Origin of the sequence: Sporomusa sphaeroides DSM 2875 (assembly GCF_001941975.2) — a bacterium.
In the GTDB taxonomy this organism is placed as follows: Bacteria; Bacillota; Negativicutes; order Sporomusales; family Sporomusaceae; genus Sporomusa; species Sporomusa sphaeroides.
The window spans coordinates 1,028,276-1,047,874 of the sequence record NZ_CP146991.1 but is presented as its reverse complement, the minus strand read 5'-3'; the positions used below and the strand labels follow the sequence as shown (position 1 = coordinate 1,047,874).

General features: G+C 47.3%; 15 protein-coding genes and 1 tRNA gene. 1 reads left to right on the top strand and 15 read right to left on the bottom strand.

Features of this window, described 5'->3' with window-relative positions:
* Positions 1-4 precede the first annotated feature (4 nt).
* The 15 genes from grdA to mtgA form a co-directional block, all read right to left on the bottom strand.
* A complete protein-coding gene (gene grdA, locus SPSPH_RS04490) occupies positions 5-472 on the bottom strand; it encodes a glycine/sarcosine/betaine reductase complex selenoprotein A (protein WP_083945397.1) in 468 nt (155 codons plus the stop codon).
* Positions 473-587: 115 nt separating this feature from the next.
* Positions 588-681: transfer RNA gene (locus tag SPSPH_RS04485), tRNA-Sec, on the bottom strand.
* Between the two features lie 356 nt (positions 682-1,037).
* On the bottom strand, positions 1,038-2,597 hold the full coding sequence (locus SPSPH_RS04480) for a glycine betaine uptake BCCT transporter (protein WP_075753618.1): 1,560 nt from the start codon (positions 2,595-2,597) through the stop codon (positions 1,038-1,040).
* A gap of 17 nt (positions 2,598-2,614) precedes the next feature.
* Positions 2,615-3,892 (bottom strand): SLC13 family permease, encoded by a 1,278-nt coding sequence (locus SPSPH_RS04475; RefSeq protein WP_075753616.1) that lies wholly within the window; start codon positions 3,890-3,892, stop codon positions 2,615-2,617.
* 53 nt (positions 3,893-3,945) lie between these two features.
* Complete coding sequence (locus SPSPH_RS04470; protein WP_075753614.1) at positions 3,946-5,946, bottom strand: hydantoinase/oxoprolinase family protein; 2,001 nt, start codon at positions 5,944-5,946, stop codon at positions 3,946-3,948.
* Positions 5,947-6,299: 353 nt separating this feature from the next.
* Positions 6,300-7,766, bottom strand: a complete 1,467-nt coding sequence (locus SPSPH_RS04465) for a trimethylamine methyltransferase family protein (protein WP_083945396.1) — start codon at positions 7,764-7,766, stop codon at positions 6,300-6,302.
* A gap of 33 nt (positions 7,767-7,799) precedes the next feature.
* Positions 7,800-9,263: a trimethylamine methyltransferase family protein gene (locus SPSPH_RS04460; protein ID WP_075753612.1), complete on the bottom strand. Its 1,464-nt coding sequence runs from the start codon at positions 9,261-9,263 to the stop codon at positions 7,800-7,802.
* Between the two features lie 31 nt (positions 9,264-9,294).
* Complete coding sequence (locus SPSPH_RS04455) at positions 9,295-9,927, bottom strand: cobalamin B12-binding domain-containing protein (protein WP_075753610.1); 633 nt, start codon at positions 9,925-9,927, stop codon at positions 9,295-9,297.
* Positions 9,928-9,983: 56 nt separating this feature from the next.
* Entirely contained in the window at positions 9,984-11,294 is a 1,311-nt protein-coding gene (locus tag SPSPH_RS04450; RefSeq protein WP_083945395.1) for a glycine/betaine/sarcosine/D-proline family reductase selenoprotein B, read from the bottom strand.
* Between the two features lie 25 nt (positions 11,295-11,319).
* Positions 11,320-12,615, bottom strand: a complete 1,296-nt coding sequence (locus SPSPH_RS04445) for a glycine/sarcosine/betaine reductase component B subunit (protein WP_244915962.1) — start codon at positions 12,613-12,615, stop codon at positions 11,320-11,322.
* 20 nt (positions 12,616-12,635) lie between these two features.
* Positions 12,636-13,004 carry a GrdX family protein gene (locus tag SPSPH_RS04440; protein ID WP_075753602.1) on the bottom strand — a complete coding sequence of 123 codons (369 nt, stop codon included), beginning with the start codon at positions 13,002-13,004 and terminating at the stop codon, positions 12,636-12,638.
* Positions 13,005-13,612: 608 nt separating this feature from the next.
* A complete protein-coding gene (locus SPSPH_RS04435; protein ID WP_075753598.1) occupies positions 13,613-14,410 on the bottom strand; it encodes a methyltetrahydrofolate cobalamin methyltransferase in 798 nt (265 codons plus the stop codon).
* Positions 14,411-14,518: 108 nt separating this feature from the next.
* Positions 14,519-15,166, bottom strand: a complete 648-nt coding sequence (gene mtgC, locus SPSPH_RS04430) for a glycine betaine-specific corrinoid protein MtgC (protein ID WP_075753596.1) — start codon at positions 15,164-15,166, stop codon at positions 14,519-14,521.
* 72 nt (positions 15,167-15,238) lie between these two features.
* Complete coding sequence (mtgB, locus tag SPSPH_RS04425; RefSeq protein ID WP_109298138.1) at positions 15,239-16,678, bottom strand: glycine betaine--corrinoid protein methyltransferase; 1,440 nt, start codon at positions 16,676-16,678, stop codon at positions 15,239-15,241.
* 43 nt (positions 16,679-16,721) lie between these two features.
* A complete protein-coding gene (gene mtgA / locus SPSPH_RS04420; RefSeq protein WP_075753592.1) occupies positions 16,722-17,642 on the bottom strand; it encodes a [methyl-Co(III) glycine betaine-specific corrinoid protein]--tetrahydrofolate methyltransferase MtgA in 921 nt (306 codons plus the stop codon).
* A 440-nt stretch (positions 17,643-18,082) separates the two neighbouring features.
* Here mtgA and SPSPH_RS04415 point away from each other — a divergent pair, with 440 nt between their 5' ends.
* Positions 18,083-19,543, top strand: coding sequence for a sigma-54 interaction domain-containing protein (locus tag SPSPH_RS04415; RefSeq protein WP_075753590.1), 1,461 nt, complete (start codon positions 18,083-18,085; stop codon positions 19,541-19,543).
* The last annotated feature ends 56 nt before the right edge of the window (positions 19,544-19,599 follow it).

The following is a 19,599-nucleotide window of genomic DNA, read 5'->3' as shown; positions in this document are numbered from 1 at the left end:
AACCCTAGAATTTGCAGTACTGATCGCGAATGGATTTCATTTCGTCCACAATGCTGTCAATGTCCAGCACCATTTCCATCATACTGATTTGTTCTTCATATACTCCAGGGTCTACCTCGGCCTTCACTTCCGGCTCACATATGTGGTATACTCTCAGTCCCAACTGGACTCCCGCCAAAGGACCTGCAAAAGTAGGGTCGCCAGCAGTTACGGTTTCTGCAGCAAGTCCGGCAGACTCGCCCTCGGCTGCGCCGAGCAGGATTACGATGTTTTCTGCACCGTATTCCTCCGTAAATTCTTTAACCCGCTTTTGGTTTTCCAGGTCCATAGCGCCCGCAGCAGTTCAGACAAAGCATTCTGTTGATGAGAATACTACATCCGCGCCTGCGGTTTGCGCACATAACGCAATCGCTGGTCCGGGAATACCGTCCCTGTCGCCGACAATAATGACTTTTCTGTCTTTCAGCAACATTACCTGATTCCTCCTCGTGTAATTTTATTTAAACGGCTGCGACTGGTGCCGCTACCGTTAAATATACTTATTTGCTTCTCCGCTTTTCTGTTTGTTGCTATAACGTTTTTTTTAGTGGCGGAAGCATATGGGAATCGAACCCACCCACGGCTGCTCGGCCGCAACACGGTTTTGAAGACCGGTAGGCACACCAGTACCTCTCTGCTTCCATGTAATGTCGATTGTCGATAAGTCGTTTGTCGACAATCGACATTACTATAATACTATTTAAACAATTTTTTGACAATATTAAAATACATCAAATTTCGCCATTTTATACAGAATCGATATAAAAAAGAAAAGATATCACGTTTTTTCACAGAATAGCTTATTATTTCATTTTTCACAGCAAGGTCAATAAATCTGCGTTGTTCAAATATCCTAAAATAAACACGGCTTGCGTTGCATCTTAGGACGCAACGCAAGCCGTGTTATCTTATACCTGTTCTTCGGAAAAAGCTTTATATGCTGCAATACGTGACCAGCATAACCAGTATCTGCCTCAATATCCTGCATAGGATATTATTTATGTTATGGTTGTATTTGTATTATAATTATTAACCTGAGGTTCAACCCTGTCTTTATCAACTTCCCGGGTAAAAGCCTTTACAAGTGATGCGGCCATTGCAAGCATGACGAACACAAACGGAAAAGCGGCGGCAATGGCGGCAGTCTGAAGCGCTCCTAGACCTCCGGCTATCAGCAGGGCGATTGCCGCGACACTTGAACTCAAGCCCCAAACAATCTTCAGCCCGGCACGAGGGTTTAAATCCCCGCCTGAAGTGAGCATCGCCATAACAAAGGTTGCCGCATTAGCCGAGGTGATAAAGAAAGTTGCTATGACTAATACCGTCATGAAGGTTAATATACTCGCAAGGGGATAATGCTGGAACATGGCAAAAATGGCTGCAGACACGTCTTTTGCCACTGTGGCCGCAATCTCACCATGCTGGACAACATCAACATACAGCGCACTATACCCCATGACTGACAGCCACAGAAAGCTCATAACAGTAGGAGCGACAAGCACGCCTAAGACAAACTCTTTTATCGTCCTGCCCTTTGAAATACGGGCAATAAATGAACCGACAAACGGGCCCCAGGATACCCACCATGCCCAGTAAAAAATGGTCCAGCCGCCTATCCAGCCAGGATTTGTATTGAAGGTATCTGCCCAAAAACTCATTTGAACAATATTCTGCAGGTAAGCCCCGCTGGTTTCGGTAAGCCCGTTTAAAATATACAGGGTTGGTCCGGCGACTACCAGGGTAGCTAAAATTAACACGACCAGTACCATATTCAGATCGCTGAAGAACTTAATGCCGCGTTCAATTCCGCTTACTGCAGCTGCTATATATAAAGCAGTCATCACGATGATAATAATAATAGTAACCATCATACTTGCAGAAATACCATAGGCATAATTTAAACCGGCAGCAATTTGCATAGCCCCTAATCCCAAAGAGGTAGCAACCCCAAAGATGGTTACAAACAGAGCTAAGATGTCGACAAACTTGCCAAGCCACCCCTTAGCACCCTGTTCCCCAATTAACGGATAAAGAGTGGAGCTGACTAATGCGGGCAATCCTTTGCGAAACTGGAAATAAGCCATCGCCATGCCTACAAGGGCAAAAACACTCCAGGGGTGCAAACCCCAATGGAAAAAGGTATAGCGCATAGCAATTTGAGCAGATTGGATACTAGAAGGTTCCCCGTAGGGAGGCTTAGCATAAAATGACATCGGTTCAGCGACTCCCCAAAACACCAGGCCAATACCCATACCGCTGGAAAAAAGCATGGCAAACCAGCTCCAGGTGCTGTACTCCGGCTTATCTCCATCCTTGCCCAGGGTAATATTGCCGAATTTGCTAAACGCTAAGCCCAAAGAGAAGACCAGAATAAAGGTTACTCCCCATAGGTAAGTCCAACCGAAATTGACGGTAATGAAATTTTGTACTGCACTGAAAACTTCCCCCGCCGCTTTCGGCTGAAGCATTGTTAAGCCAACAAACAGAACCATAAGGATTAGTGAAATTGAAAAGATAGGCAGATCAGTGTTACTAAAGAAACTCTTTTCTTTATTCATATTTGCCTCCTATATAATCAAAAATACCGCAATACCACATAAATATGACAGAAAATTATGGAAATTATCATTAAAGGAAAAGCAATCTTTAAATACTGTATAAAGTAAAGTCTAATGCCGTTCTTCTCGGCAATACCGGCGACAATGACATTGGCGGAAGCGCCAATCAGCGTACCATTGCCGCCAAGACAGGCTCCCAGTGCCAGCGACCACCACAGCGGTTCCAGATTCATGCCTGATAACTGCCCCATTTCCTGCAGCATGGGAATCATAGTGGCAACAAAGGGAATGTTGTCAATAAAAGCCGAGGCAATGGCCGATACCCACAGTACCAGCACCGAGGTTTGCAGCAAATCTCCTTTGGTTACACTAAGGCTCCACTGGGCTAATTCACCAATTACACCGGTAGCTTTTAAACCGCCTACCAGAACAAACAGTCCGACGAAGAAAAAGATAGTCGGCCATTCCACTTCTGTTAAGACCTCTTCAGGTGCTGCCCGGCTGACCAGCATGAGCAGGACAGCGCCTGACAGGGCAATGGTCGCCGATTCCAACTGGAGGTATCCGTGCAAAACGAAAGCAACAATGGTGAGCGCCAGCACAGCCAGTGATTTTCTTAATAGCTGCCAGTCCTTAATTTCTTCTTTACAATCAAGCTGCAAGATGGCTTCCCGGTTTTTTTCATCAATATGCAAATCTTTGCGGTAGATGAGCAATAACAAGGCAATGGTTACTGCCAAAACGATAATACTGATGGGAGCCAGGTTAATGATAAACGAATTAAAATCAAGTCCTGCCGCACTACCAATCATGATATTGGGCGGATCGCCGATTAAGGTGGCTGTGCCGCCAATATTGGAAGCAATTATTTCGGAAATTAAGAACGGCACCGGATTAACCTGCAGCATCTTGGTCAGGGTCAGTGTTACCGGCACAATCAGGAGTACGGTGGTAACATTGTCCAGAAAGGCTGATACTATGGCGGTGATGAAGGAAAGCAGCGCCAATAGCCGCAGCGGCTCGCCGCGCGTGATGCTGGCAGACCAAATGGCCAGTGCCTCGAATACGCCTGTCCGGCGAATAATGGTCACCAAAATCATCATTCCGGTTAATAGTCCGATGGTGTTAAAGTCAATGTCATCTTTAAGCGCCGTTTCCTGGGTTAAAAAACCCAGGAGCAGCATGACGATGCCGCCACCCATGGCAACCACCATTCTCGGCAGTTTATCCCAGATAATCAGGACATAGGTGAGCAGGAAAACAATAACAGAACCCCAAAAAGCAGAGTCTTGCAAAGTTAATACGCCTCCCCGGAAAGTCTAGTGACTTCTTTGACTCCCTTTTAGATTTAGATGCAATCCACAAAAAATTTCTCTTTTATCTCTTCCCTTTCCCATTCGGGACGTTCTACGGCAGTTATTTCGATAAGTGATTCAATGTAGAGATCTTTTTCTGTCATTCCGGATTGTGCATATTTATCCTGATGGTTTACAACCAACTCAAATTCTTTTGCCCCGGCTTTACTTGCAGCCAGTGCAGCCTGCTCTTTGGCTTTGGCCATAGCATAAAGCACGGCGGCTGCCAAATTTTCAAACAGCTTGCACTCCCAGGAGGCATGCAGCAAATAGGTCCCGTCCTTTTCTCCGGGCTTAATCAATACTTTGACAGTTTCCATGATCTTACCGGTTGCAGCTCCCACGGCATTGGCTACTTCCGCATGCTCCGGAATAATCAAACCGGTATTCATTTTTTCAGCCATCGCTGGCAGCCAAGCCCGGACCGGAGCTCCGATACCAATAACCGGCATATTGATGGTAAAGGAACAGTCAAAGCTTTGATCTCGCTCAGGTGATAAGGCTTTTTGCATAAAATACATGATATGGGGGGTGCTTTTTATTCTCATGCTTTGCCCTTCACAGCCGATAAGACTCTGCAGACAGGTAATGCACAGATCATTGACTATTTGTTCCGATGCCCGCCTGATAAACTCCTCAGAGCTCTCTTTCGTCCGGGTTGCTAAGATCTCCACCCCAAGTTTAGCGGCTTCCCGATTCCATTGATCATAGATGCCGCTGGCATGCAGAATATCAGTAGGCGTCAACGATACCCTGGCCAGTATGCCTAAGTCAACAAGATGCTGTAAATTCAGCAGGTTAGGGTCAATATCCATCCTTTGGGTTAAATAATGCAAGCTGTGCGGGCCGGCCTGGAGGATTTTCACCACTTCTTTTTCCTGATCGCTCAAGACTTCGGCGGTAAAGCGCTTAAGGAACATGAAACAATCTGTTGCCTGCGCAAACATAAGATCGTAGGTCTTGTCAAAATTTAGTTTCAGTTCATCAATCAAATAAGGATATTGATAGCCAATCACACATAACGGCCATACCCTTTGAGGCCCTACCTGAATTGCACCGTCTCTGCTAACCTGGATATAGCTGTCGCCGCCCAGACCATAGGTATATATTTGCGCGGCCTGCACACGGGTAAGCCAGCCGCCTACGGTTGCCCCTTCCTGGTTAATTTTAGGCACGCCGTTTTGCAAAATTGCAATATCGGTCGTAGTGCCTCCCATGTCGAGCACCAGGGCGTTGTCACACTGGGTAAGAAAAGTTCCGCCGATGATGCTGGAAGCCGGTCCCGAAAGAATGGTCTCAATAGGCTTTTCACGAGCCAGCGCTTCCCCCATCATACACCCGTCTCCCTTAACCACCATGATGGGCGCGTCTATCCCTCTTTCGTCAAGCACCTTTTTTACCGATTCAATCAGTTCGGTAATGATCGGAATTAAACGAGCGTTGAGAGCTGCCGTAACGGTTCTTTCATGGAAACCTAAAGAAGTCGTTAGCTGGTGGGCGCAGACCACCGGCAAATCCAAAATTTCGGTTACCAGCCTCATTACAGCAATTTCATGCTCCGGATTCCTTACGCTAAGATAGCCTGAAATAGCCACAGCATCGACTTTGCCTTTCAGTTCGCAAATAGCCTGGCGGGTTTTCGCCAGATCCAGTTCTGCATTGGGACGCCCTTTGAGGTTGTGGCCTCCCGGTAAAACATAGTAATGTTTTACCGGAAGAGAATCAATTGGATTGCAGCCAATCATCAACAGACCCACTTCGCAACCGCGGCCCTCGACAATGGCATTGGTTGCCAGCGTGGTTGACAGCGAAACCGCACTGATGTTCTTAAAATCCTCAAAGTCCAAATTGGCAATACAATTGCGAATGCCAATAGACAGATCTTCACGGGTCGTCAAGGCTTTGGCTTTTGTTAATATCTGTTTGCTCTTACGCTCCACAACCACGCCATCGGTATACGTTCCCCCAGTATCGATTCCCAATACCAGTGACATATCGGTTCCTCTTTTCTCTAATTGCTTGTGTCAGAACTCCCGCTTCCAGCGGCAGTGTTAATTCAGGCAGAGTGGTAGTCCGCCAAGCCCAAATCCGCAGTGTTCTTATCGTGAGATTTCCCGCCCAGCTTCGTTGGCCCACGGACATAAGGGCAACATCGGTTTCTGCTGTCGCTATCGCTCGGCACAAACCGTGTTTACTTTATCGTCACCTTACATATGTCCGATATGTGCGGCTCCTCCGCCTTGCTGGACGAAAAATCTCGCGCAATTCATCCTACGGCTTTAGACTTGGCAGACTACTAGCAGCTCTGCCTGAACCCCGGGATTAAAGTTTCAGTAAAACAGGTTTGCTAATCGTCTTCACCCGGCATATGTCCGACAGCGTTTTCTACAATATCTCTGATCTTGGCGGCCATATCCTTCGGCAGAGGAATAGGCTCATGGTAATTAATAATATCACGGACTTTCTCATTGGCTACCTGGGTCAGGGGTTTTCCGCCGGCACTTTCCCAAATGCTGCGGGCAGCACGGTTGACCAGACGCGGCATATAGTTCTCCTCTATATGTTCGGCAGTATGGTCTTCATCGGCAAAACTGCCGCCCGGACCAACCTTCTCAATAACCTCCAGCGCCAACGTTTCCTGATCTACCCGTATACCGGCGGTTAATCTTCTAGCCATACCCAGCACTTCATCGGCGATTACAACAAGGTCAAGATTTGAAGTCGTCCCGTATTCCGAGTAACCGGTATCATGATTGAGGTTAGCTCCTGACATATTGGTCATAGCGATGGACAGAGCCGCCTCGATTCCGGCCTGTTCATCAATAATGCACGAGTCTGTGCAGCCTGCCGTACCGAACATCGGAATATTCAGATAATGAGCCACATCAGCTAACCCGGCTAAGAGCAGATGCAGTTCCGGTGCCCCATAGGAAAAGATGGTTGTACCCATATCCAGCACCGTATATACTCCACCCATTATGAACGGGGCTCCTTCACGGGTACACTGACTCAAAACCATACCGCTCAGGCTCTCGCACAATCCCTGAACCATAACCCCTGCCATAGTCGCAGGTGCCGTGCCGCCAGCCATAATGCAGGGAGTATAGATGGTCGGTAAAGCCTTCTTGGCCCCCATGACCAGCTTTTGCGCGGCTTCCTTGCAATGCACACCCGGCGAGATGGGTTCAGCATATAAGCAGATAAAGGGGTTCTTTCTTAATTCCTCCTCGCCGCCGGCAATAATCTCAGCCATTTTAATGACGTCTTCCTGGCCCCATTTGTCATTACAAACAGTAATAATCGGCTTATCGGTATGCAAAATCTGCTGCTCAAACTCATGGCGGTCAGAGACTAGCAGCGGCACGTCCTGGACAATCCCCAGCGACATAGCATAATCAATATTGGGCAGGGCATCAAGAACCTTGGTCGCCCAGCCTACTGACTGTCTGGTTGCACGGTGTCTTTCGTTGGTGAAGGGGTTGCGGGTAAACGGGGTGCAGGGGCCTGAACCAAAGTAGGCATTATTGCCTTCGATGAACAGTTCGCGTGCTCCCGTCCGGCTATTGCAGAGTACTACGTGTTTCTGACAGGTTCTGAGGCACCGCTCGGTAATATGCGCCGGTATCCGGACCCTTTTGCCTTCAACCCAGCAGCCTGCTTTTTTCAATATTTCCAGTGACTCTTTGTCATGAAAATCTGTCCCGGTGCGCCACATGGCTTCTGTTGCGGCCATAACCAATTCGTAGCACTGGTCTTCTGACAATATATTCATCTTGGCACTTGCATGCGCTTTAAAATTAGCTCTAATTGTCAACTTCAAACTCTCCTTTCAACACTCATCAAATTCTTATCTTCTATCCGCTTTGTCTAAGATTGTCTGGATTTTGCCCAGGACTTCTGCAGGAAGTTGTGCCGACTGGTGGGTATTGATTATATTTTGCGTCTTTTCTTTAACCCGCTGTCCTAAGCTCTTTGCCCCATTGGCTTCCCAGTCGGCAATCCTGGTTCGGTTCAGAACCGTAGGCCACCAAAATTCCGAACGGAAATATTTTAACGTATGCTCTTCACCCAGATAATGTCCTCCCGGCTGTACGAAATCAATTACGCCGCGTGCCAGTCGTTCTTCGTTGACCTCGACGCCCTTCATCATTCTGCGCGTCATTCCCATGACTTCGTCGCCCATGACCAGCAGCTCCAAAGAACCTGTCAGGCCATATTCCAACTGACCGCAGCCGTGAATCAGGCTTGTTCCGCTCAAACCGGCATGCAGAATGGAAAATGCCGCTTCCATGCCCATTTGCGCATCACTTGCTTTGGCGTCGGTGGCACCGGCAAAACCAAAGCTGGGAATTCTAAGATAACGCAGAGCATTTGCCATGCCTGTTCCCATCAGGCTGATTTCCGGCGCGCCAAAGGGCAGTATGCCGGTTTCTTGATGCTTGATGGTAAAGAAACCGCCGGCAATCACCGGAGCTCCCTGGCGAACCAATTGGCCCAGCAGTATTCCGACAAGCGCATCGGCTAAGGCTACGACAATGGCTCCGGCCGGAGTAACCGGTGCTGTTTCACCGGCAACAAGCTTGGTTGCATAAATATAGGGAACGCCGTTTCTGGCTGCAAACAAAACCTTGGCAAGCGTTGCCTCAGAGTGTACCAGAGCCCCTTCTGTTTCAATCAGGAAAACTGCAAACGGATTCTTTTGAAATTCCTTGGCATTGCCGGCCACGGCAGCAGCGATATCCAGTATTGCCTGGGCTTGCTCTACGCTTTGGATTGCTTGAATAATTGGTTTGGTCGTATTGGTGACCAGGGCTTCAAAAGCATGAACCTCTGCTGTATTTTCTTTGACGTCTGAAGGCAGACCGTTATTCATAACGAAATCCACATTCTTTAATCCGTCACAAACAATGCCGGTTTTAGCAACATCGGCCTTAACCGGTTTTCTCCGCTCAGCAGTCAGGGGGTCAAGCACATAAGTGTTCCCTTGCCCTGGTCCGTAATAAGCGTTTGTCGTCTCTAGTTTCAAGGCTCTTTTCCCGTTGCGGTCACATATGGTGACCCGGGAAGGCGCAGTTCTTACCGCCCACTCTGCCAGCGCGGAGGGAATTTTGACCCGGCTGCCATCAACCCAGCAACCCGCTTTTTCAAAAATTCCACGGGCTTCTTCATTTTTGATTTCTGCCCCGGTACGCTCTAAAACCTCAAGCGCCGTCATGAAAAGTTCTTCACATTGATCTTCACTCAGCATTTCCCAAACGGTGGTCTGATTGACCGCATAATTTGCCCGCGTATAATGACTTCTTGTCTTCACTTCTCTATCTCTCCCTTCAAACCTACTTAGTTTATGCTAAGAGCCGGTTGCAAAGATCTACTGCAGAAGCCGCATCCGGCGCATATCCGTCCGCACCCGCTTCATCCGCGAAATCCTGGGACAGCGGCGCCCCTCCTACAATTACCTGAATTTGATCTCTGAGGCCCTCTTCTTTCAAAAGTTCGATTGTGTCTTTCATATGCAGCATGGTTGTGGTTAAGAGGGCGCACATTCCCAAAACGTCAGGATTGTGCTTTCTAATCTCTTCCACAAATTTTTCCGGTGAAATATCCATGCCGGCATTAACAACGGTATAACCCCTGCTTTCCAGCATCATGCCCACCAGGTTTTTACCGATATCATGAAGGTCGCCTTTTACCGTACCCAGCAAGACCTTGCCTGCCGAAGGCATGTTTTGATCGGCAATCAAAGGTTTTACCAAATCAATCCCCGCAGTCATGGATCTTGCGGCAACCAGCACTTCCGGCACATACATTTCCCCGTTTTTAAACCGGGAGCCTACCACACTCATACCTGCGATTAACCCCTGATTGATGATATCCAGCGGCGAAACACCCTCATCTATCAGCGCCTGGGTTACCTGTTTAACTTTGGCAACATTGCCGCCGATTACGTATTTTGACAATTCTTCAAAGTTTGCCATTCTTTTATCCCCTTTCGAATTCCATTCTAATCTAACTTTTAAATATAAGTATTTGCTTACTCAAACTGAGTCGGTTCGGTAATGTCCGCAGCCAAGGCATCCAGCGCCTTTTTAACAAGTGTTTTTCTCAGAGCATGTTCCTCGCCCTTATCAAACTTCGGATTGCCCACCGGATAAGGAATTGCAACCGTCGGAACAATCCGGTTGGCGCCGACTGACTCGCTAATGGTCGTAATGGTAGCCATATGAACAATCGGAATGCCATATCTTTCGATTTCTTTTACCATCGTTGCACCGCAACGTGTACAAGTGCCTCAGGTGGATGTCAGGATTACACCATCCACTCCGGCAGCTTGTAATTCTGCACCGATTTCTGTGCCAAATTCCACTGATTTGCTTACAGCAGTGCCGGTGCCGGTGGTGGTATAAAACCAGTCGAAAACCTTGCCAATATACCCCTCTGCCTCAAATTCTTTTAAAATATCCAAAGGAGCGACGCGGTCAGGGAACTCGTTGGCATATACGGGGTCGTAGCCGCCATGGGTTGTATAATAGCAGGGAGCTTCCAGGGCATTACTTGCACTGACATCATACTTGCCCCATTTTTGGGCACTGGCTGATTGGATTTTGTCCGGATTTCCCGCCGGAACAATACCACCGGTGGTGCACAAGGCAATGGTAGCCTTGCTTAACTCTTTAATGGCTGCGGCAGGAGCCACTACATCAAAAACTGGCATCGGCATTTCGGTTTCAAACGGCTCACCTTTCAGCCGCGCTAAGAGCATTTCCACCGCCCGCTCAGAACCTCTTTTTTCCACAAAGAGAGTTTTTCTCATACCCCGGGCAATGTAACCTTCTGCTTCCGGTGAACCAATTTCAATCCCCTTTGCCAGCTTATAGGCGAGAGACGCCATTAAGGGCAATGCTTTACGCATGCCGCCGGCGTTATCGCTGGTACTTACCACATAGGCGACGGCTTTGCAGGTATCCACTCCGGGGTTTTCCACATACATGCCGGTGACTACCGGAATGGTCAGCTGCTCGGCAACTGCTTTGGAAATCTCTGCGCAGGCCACTCCATACCGTCCGGCATTAAAGGCCGGACCGGCAACAAATACATCGGGGGCAGTATCTTTGACCATCTGCAAAATAGTTGCCATAGCTTCATTTTTGTTCTCGTTGAAATAGTTATCACCGCAGATAATGGTGCCGGCAATTGTTCCTTCACCCTTGAGCAAGCCTTCAAAACCCATGGCCGGACCGATTTTGCCTGCTCTAAATTCCGGTGGCATGCCTGCCTGATCCTCACCGCCTACCTGGCCAAAGAATTGGTTTACATAGTAGAGCACTTTGAACTTATCTGACATAAGATACCCTCCTTTCTCGTTAGTGTTAATATAGTCTGCAGGTTACATTGTGGAAGCCGATTTCTGAAGTGGCGCCAATAACGGCATTTAACTCACACATCAAACTGCCGTCTTCCAGTAAGGAGCCTTCCCACCCACCGGCTAATACGGAAATGGCTGCCTTATTGCCGATAACTTTATCTGCCGGCGGCAATGTAACCACATGACTGACATTTCCTCCGGAAATTACCGCCACTGCCTCTGCTGCCGTGTCAGCCAAAGGTTGTGACATACCGTCTCTGCCTGCACATTCATCAGTGATTAAAACGGTTTTAATACCGGATTTCTCACACTTTTTACAAATCATTAAGAGGTCGGAGTCAGGATTGCCATAGCCTTCTTCTGATACAATCACGGCATCGGCACCCAGCATGGTTGCCAGTTTTACCGTATAATCGGAGGCACGCACCTTCCCGGCCAGGGTCGTGTGTTCAGGTACCATAATGACCCCTAAGAAATTAATTTCCTTGCCATGCTGGGCGTACAGGTCATAGATCACGGAATTATTTTGGTGCTGGTATGTCGTAATCTTATCGCAGGCGGCAACACAGTTGCCGCTGACCACCGCGCCATCCAATTCCTCGTTGGGATGAAGCAGGGTCGGCAGGATATTGGCCTGGTTGACACCATAAATATAGGTGTCATGTAAGAGTCCCTGGGTAATATTCATTTGCGCGTAAACCACCCTGGGCAATTTAGGATATTGGGCGGTTTCTGCAAAAATACTGCCCAGTTCAAAGGTAAGTACCTCGTCCGGGGTTATGTCTTTCCCGGCCAGGCCCACAAACTCAGCAGCCCGAAGTCCGGCAACCCTGACAGTTTCTTCATGAATATGAGGCTGCAGGCCTTCTGCCACCCGGATATCCACTGTTAAATTATAGGTTTTGGAAAAGGGCGTCCACCTGGCTCCCTCGCCCCACATATCAATAACACCTTCCTGAAAACCAACAATATCACCCACGGTTACAATTGCGGCACCATATAAAACATGGGTTCTGCCGTCGCCGCACTGCGCCTGCTTGGCCGTAATCCCCGGAAAGCCGTTAATACCGCCTTGCACCTTTACCCTAGGCTCAATTACGTCTTTTACCGGGATGATTCTTACTTTTTCACCTGGCTTGGCTACATCAAGCTTGATATCTTTAATTCTTTCGTCTTGCTTCAGAAAGGCGATCAATCCCTCTTTATCGACGCATAACACTCCGTCTTTTACAGAAGTCTCACTGCCTAACTGAATGTCCTTAATATGAATCCGGCCAATTTCCAACTTCAAAACATTCACCCCTTATTGTTTTTCCAAAGTCACCAAAGGTTGGGCGACTCATCTAATGCCGCTTTCAAGAGTATCAGATCCATCATTTTGTAATCTTCATCATGCGCAGAGTCAGGTTTGCGAAATTCCATATGCCGCTGGTGTTTACTAATGCTGTCCTCAATAATTACGGCAGAGACATCATCCACCTTTGCCAGCTTCTTCCCTAAGATTACAGAACGAAACGGCGAAAACAACATCCGTAAGCTGGCAGCCAGCGGGTGGCTGATTAGTTCATAGCCTTCGTGGACTAAATCCCGTACCGTAATCAAAGTCTCCGCTGCGGAGCCTTCCACAAATACCATATTAGCTTTGCTTGCCGTTACTGCGGGATTGTTAGTGACGATCAGGTAGTTCATAACAGGCACTCCCTCGCTTTCAATAAATTTTAACGCCCGCTGCCGGAGGAGTTTTACCAGGAATTACTATTAAACATATTTAATGCAATTACTGTGCCAAGACCATTTAGGGCAGGTATAACGGTATTTTGTCTTAAAATTATGAATTTTTCGTCTTGTTTTCGGACAAATTTTTCCAGTGCAAAGACTGGAACCTTCCTTTCAGCCTGCTACCATTGCTATATTCAGCCTGTCTTATTTTAGGACGAATTAGGAAAGCTGCTGGTTTTTGCTGCGCATTTGCCCTCGCGATTTGACTGAAAAAGCACCCAGTTTGCTTGCTTTTTCAAAGAAAAGATAACTGTCTCATTTTTGGATATCACTAAAATACATGCTCGCCTGACCCCGATTAACGCCTACACATTGCCCAGTAAATTAAATACATGGGCCAAGCCTCTAACTCCGTCCCGCAAGTAATCACAAAAGGGTACGCCTTTAGCGTCTCTTCCATGTTTCCCGCAGCAGGCCATCCCCGTTCCCCCAATATCTCTATTTTCAGTGCCAGCGACTTACTTCTCCGGGATATGATAGTAGCTACCTGCTTTTTGCAGGTAGCTACTATCATACTTTTAGCCTTCTAATTTACCTGCCCGGTAGGCGGTTAAATAATTGGCACAATAACTATCACGTCCGGCAATGGTCTCAGCGGCGATTATATTGGCCATCATCTGCTTGTCTAAAGGATTTATGATTAAGCCGTCTAAGCCCCGGTCAATCGCCATTACGGCAAACGACTGGTTCAAGAGCTTCCTCAGGGGCAAACCATAAGAAATATTCGACAAGCCGCACATGGTGTGAACCCCTTTATAAGTTGTCATAATCCTTGCAACGGCTTCTAAAAATTCAATGCCAAACTCATCTTTCGTGGACACCGGCTGTACCAGCGGGTCAACATAAATATTGTCAAGAGGGATATTGTTTTTTACTAAACTATTGATAAGCTTATCTGCTACAGCAAGCCTGGCATCTGACGATTCAGGCATCCCTTCGTCACTCATACACAAAGCCACTATCTTGTGCTTGGTGCCGGCAATCAATGGCAAAATGCCGTCATAGCGCTCTTTCTCCAAAGAGATGGAGTTTATCATGGCAACTCCTTTATGGGCGGCCAGCGCTATTTCAATAGCTTTTGGATCCGGGCTGTCGATACAGCAGGGAGCGTCTGCAGCCTCTTGTACAATTTCCACAAGCCATTTTAAATACTCGGCTTCTTTATGCACAAAAATTCCGGCATTAACATCAATATAATTGGCGCCTGCTTCAAACTGATCTACAGCTACTTTTTTAATCGCTGCCGCGTCTTGGGCTTCAATTGCGGCTTTAATAGGTTTACGGCTCGCATTGATCAATTCTCCAACTATGAACATTTTCAATCACTCCTTTATAATATTGACACATACCATTTAATTGCAAGAATTATGCCAGTAAAAAAATGACCTGCCAATTATTTGTATTGACAGGTCATTTTTATGGTATTAGCCGGCAATAAGCTTATCACACAAAGTTACAGCTTCGTCGGCAGTCTCCGCCCAGGCATCGGCACCAATCTCATCAGCAAATGCCTGGCTGGTCGGGCCGCCGCCAATCATGACAGTATATTTTTCACGGACATTCTGGGACCGGAGATAATCAACAATCGCCTTTTGCGCGGCCATAGTAGTGGTTAGGAGAGCCCCGGCGGCGATCATGTCGGCGCCTACTTCTTCAGCTTTGGCCAGGAAACTTTCTGCCGGCTGGTCAATACCGATATCATACACTTTATACCCGGCAGCCGTCATCATGGCGCCAACGATGTTTTTGCCGATATCGTGAATATCGCCGGCGACTTGACCAAGAACAATTTTCCCTTTGGCTTCGCCGCCGGTGGCACCTGATTCGGCAACAACAGGTTCCAGCATATCAAGCCCGGCTTTAAGGGCATCTGCTCCCATCATGACATCAGGCAAAAAGGCTTCCCCGGCTTTCCACCTTATGCCAAGTTCTTCAATTCCCTTGATCAGGCCGTTTTGAATGGCTGCCACCGGATCAAGCTTGTCATCAATAACTTTCTGTACATTTTCAGCTACCATCTCTTCATCACCATCAAGAATAGCCTGCCTTAAATTTTCAAAAATTTCACTCATAATAATATCCCATTCCTTTCGCTGTGCTCACGGCACAAATTAAAGTTTCTATTTTTGTAAATTAAACTTACATCAGCTTTGCAAATACTCGGCTGTCTTTTTCTTCATGAAGTCATTAAGCGCCTGGCTAATCTGGCTGTCAAGCGCCGGTGCCTGGTATTCGTCCAGCATGGTTTTCCATTTGCGCTCCGCCCGCTTGTTGGTGTCAAGCCCTTCTTTCGCCCAGCCGTCATAAGACAGCCGGTCGCTGAGCTGGGTGCGTCTAAGCTCTTTAGCGTGGTTTTGTTTGGTATGTTTCTGGGTAAGGAAATGTCCTCCCGGGCCGACTTTGGCAATAACATCAAAGGCAAACTTATCCTCGGTAAACTCAATGCCTTTCAAATACCTGAGAACCATACCGGCAATTTCGCTGTCGATGATGAATTTTTCATAAGACATGGCCATAAAATACTGCAATATCCCGGCTGTGTGCAGAACGAAGTTAATCCCTGTCGTACTGGCAGCCATCAGTGTCATCATTGACTCGTAACCGGCCTGGGCATCAACAATTTTAGCATCGCTCAAACCGCCGCCGCCCCGGCTAGGAACCCTATAGCATCTTGCCATCTGGGCGCTGGCTGAAGTAAACAGCGCTCCTTCAGGGTTACCGATAGAAAGTGAACCTGTCTGCATATCGGTGATAGCTGAAGTCGAGCCGTAAACGACAGGCGTACCCGGGTTAATGCTCTGGGCCAAGGTGATGCCTGCCAATACTTCGGCATTCTGTAGGGCCAGTGAACCCGCCATAGTCGCCGGGCCTGTTGATCCGGCCATAACCAACGAAGCAATTACCACTGCCTGGCCTGCTTCGGCATAGGCAAACAAAGCCCCCAGCATGCGGTCATCATATTTTAACGGGGTAACTGAATTCACAAGGCATATTAACGCCGGCTTTTCTTTGATTACCTCTCTGCCGCCAAATAACAGGGCTGCCATCTCGATACTGTCACTGGCCTTGTCATAACCGGAAGCACTTCCCATAAAGCATTTATCAGAATGAATTATGGAACTGTACACCATCTTCAAATGTCTGATTTCATCAGGAATTTCGGTAGGCTCGGCGGCATTGCCGCCAGTCATGTGCATAGCCGGACTCATATGGGCCAGCTTTACGAAATTGTCAAAATCATCCAGAAAAGAGCTGCGCTTTGTGCCGTCAGCCTCGTGGATAAACGGCGCGCCGTAGCCGGGCATATAAATAATATTGTCGCCGCCAACCACCAGGTTATTTTCGGGGTTGCGCGCATGCAGGGTAAACTCGGCCGGAGCTTTTGCCACCTGCTCTTCGACAAATTGCCGGCGGAAATATACCCGCTGTCCTTCTACCCGTTGCCCTTTAGCCTGCAAAACATCAAGCGCGGGCTGGTATTCAAACACTACCCCAACCTCACTTAAGATTCTCATACTCTGCTCATGTACCTGATTTACCTGCTCAGGTGTCAATACATTAAATTTTGGTAACATGGTAAGCACCTCTTTACATTTTTTATAAAACCTGCCGGTTTCCCCTATTGGGTTAGAATAATTTTAATAACGGATGCTCTGCAGTGCCTAGCTTTGTGCCGGCAACCTTGGTCGCATAACCCATCATTGCATCAGTTGTGGCAATGCCGCGATATACCCACGGAGCATTCATAATTGGGCCATAAAGCAGGAAATCGGCCCCCTGGGTTATCGGATAGGTAAATACTGCAGTGCCTGCCGCTTCAAAATAAGGCGACCCTTTGGACCGCATTTTTTTCCACAGGTATAACGCATTTGAGGGAGCGCAGCCGCCAGGATATCCCATCTGTTCTTTTACATCATAGATGGCCTTGGTGGTCCAGCTGTTGCTGGCGACATCAAGCACACCGGGATCAACCAGAAACTGTTCAATACCGGCACGTTTAGCGGCGGCAATCAAGCCCTCGTGTTTGTCGTCCCCCTGCAGCAGCTTTAGCCGGCTGCTAGGCTTAAGATGCTTTTTGCTAAAAGCCAGGATTACGGCAGTCTTTATCCCGAATTCCTTAACAACGCTAAGCTCGCCCTCGGTGTAGTTTTCTTCGATGGAATTGTAAATAAGGCGGTTAATAATGGCCGGGTCTTTACCTAACAACTTTAATGCCCCTGTCCGGATTTCCGGACTTACGCTGTCAAGCAGCAACGGGGACGCGGTATGTTTGAGAATGAACTCCACATGGCGGGCCAGGGCCTCGGGAGTATCTCCCAGCACATCGATTATCCGGGGATTGCCGGTCTCGGCACTTAGTTCGGCTTCCTGGTCAAGTAACGCTTTGGCTGCGGCTTCATCAAAGATACCTTTGGCTGAGTCCTGAACAATTTTGTGACCCCGGTAAAAAATACTGCCAATAAGCACGGTGGGAAATTCGCCCGGTTGCCCTCCAATCTTCACCCCATTGATGTCATACACCTGTTGTTCTGCGGTAAACTTGAACAATTGCCTCACGCTCCTAAATAATTTGTAGTATACTTAAATAATCGGTTGACTTAATGTGATGGCTAGCTAAACCCCGAACTGCTGTGTCTAGATAATATCCGGCAAAAAAATCCACCGAAAAACTCTAGACTAGCCATACACCTGTTAATAATGCAATTACCATGCCAAAATGGTGATTATAGCGAAATGTTTTTTTGAAAATATGAGACCCTTGAGAAAAGTCATAATATTTTCGCAGAACTGTGTTTTCTGGTTAATTCTGAATTTTTTATCTAGTGAAAAAATTTTTGTCATTTATTTTGCCAAAAAAGTATGGCGAAAGGGATATATCAACAGTTAGACACTAAGTGAAAAATTTTTTTTCATTGAAAAAATTTTAAACTGCATGTAATGTGGTATATATCCCATATATATCCTGCAGAGCAAAAGGGAGGCACGATATGACCGATAATGCGAAAAAAAGTCTGGAAGAGCTGCGTAGGGAAAACCGCTTATTGCATGAAATTATTGACGCGATATCGGAAGGAGTTTATGCCGCAGACAAAGATGGTACGATCCTGATTTATAACCGTGCTTTTGAGAGGATTGAGGCTACTGAGCGCCAGAGTATGTTAGGCAGAAAAGATACGGAGGTATATTCATTACCGCCGATGTCAAACCTCCAGCGCCGGGCCGTGCTACAAAGCAAAGCTCCATTATTGGGGCAATGTATGACATATCAGTTATATACCGGAAAAAAAGTTGATATTGTTTACAACTCCTATCCCTTTTTGGAAAATGGGGAAATTACGGCAATTTACTCGATTAACCGGGATCTCCCGTCCATAAACGAATTATTAATAAGTGTTGTGAATAGCTTTGACCGCAGCAAATCTAAAAACCGGTTAAACGGTACTAGTTTTACGCTTGACGACATCATTGGTGTCAGTCAAAGCATCAGGCAGTCGGTCAAACAAGCCAGAAAAATAGCGCCAACTCCATCAACGGTGATGATTTATGGGGAAACCGGTACAGGCAAAGAACTTTTCGCCCAGGGCATCCATAATGCAAGCAGCTATAGCGCACGTCCCTTTGTTGCCGTCAACTGCGCGGCTATACCTGAAACCCTGATGGAAAGCCTGCTTCTGGGAACTGTAAAGGGAGCCTTCACCGGTGCTATTGATACGCCGGGCCTGTTTGAACAGGCTGAGAACGGTACATTGTTTCTGGATGAAATCAATTCATTAAGCCTGCCGCTGCAGGCCAAGCTGCTCAGATTATTACAGGATAAGAGGGTGCGGCGCCTCGGCGATAAAAAAGAACGTAAGATCAACTGCCGGATAATCAGCGCAACTAACCAAAGTCTCTATGAAATGGCAAGCAAAGGCTCGTTCCGTGAAGATCTGCTTTACCGTTTAACACCGGTAATTCTGCATATTACTCCCCTGCGGGAACGTCCGGAAGATATACCGGTTCTAGCCCTTGAGTTCATTTCCCGCTTTAATAAGCAGTTGAATTTACATATTAAGACACTGAGCCCGGAGTTGTTAGAGTTATTTTCCCAATACAACTGGCCGGGCAATATCCGCGAACTGGAGCACGCCATCGAAAGTGCTATGAGCATTGTTGAAAATGCGGCTTCAGAATTAATGGTTGAAGATTTGCCTTCCTTTTTGCTTAAACGAATGTTTGGAAATTTTGCAAGCAATGTAAATAATTCCACAGAAGTTGAAAGAACGGCGGCAATACAGCTAACAGAGTACTTGCGCCAGTGCGAAACCGATTTGATCAAAGGGATTCTAAAGTTTAACAATGGCAATGTGAGTGACAGTGCCAAGCAACTGGGCATATCCAGACAAGACCTGCATTACCGGCTGCGCAAGCTGGGAATTAAGTCGGCCACATATAAGCCAAGCCTATAAAGAAAACACGACTTTCACTGAGCCGCTTTTAACTCTTTTCACCTTTCTCCTGAGGC

Excerpts from the sequence above, each read along its gene's own strand:
- SPSPH_RS04480 (WP_075753618.1), bottom strand. The coding sequence starts at position 2,597 with ATGAATAAAGAAAAGAGTTTCTTTAGTAACACTGATCTGCCTATCTTT.
- SPSPH_RS04470 (WP_075753614.1), bottom strand. The coding sequence starts at position 5,946 with ATGTCACTGGTATTGGGAATCGATACTGGGGGAACGTATACCGATGGC.
- SPSPH_RS04455 (WP_075753610.1), bottom strand. The coding sequence starts at position 9,927 with ATGGCAAACTTTGAAGAATTGTCAAAATACGTAATCGGCGGCAATGTT.
- SPSPH_RS04440 (WP_075753602.1), bottom strand. The coding sequence starts at position 13,004 with ATGAACTACCTGATCGTCACTAACAATCCCGCAGTAACGGCAAGCAAA.
- SPSPH_RS04435 (WP_075753598.1), bottom strand. The coding sequence starts at position 14,410 with ATGTTCATAGTTGGAGAATTGATCAATGCGAGCCGTAAACCTATTAAA.
- mtgC (WP_075753596.1), bottom strand. The coding sequence starts at position 15,166 with ATGAGTGAAATTTTTGAAAATTTAAGGCAGGCTATTCTTGATGGTGAT.
- SPSPH_RS04415 (WP_075753590.1), top strand. The coding sequence starts at position 18,083 with ATGACCGATAATGCGAAAAAAAGTCTGGAAGAGCTGCGTAGGGAAAAC.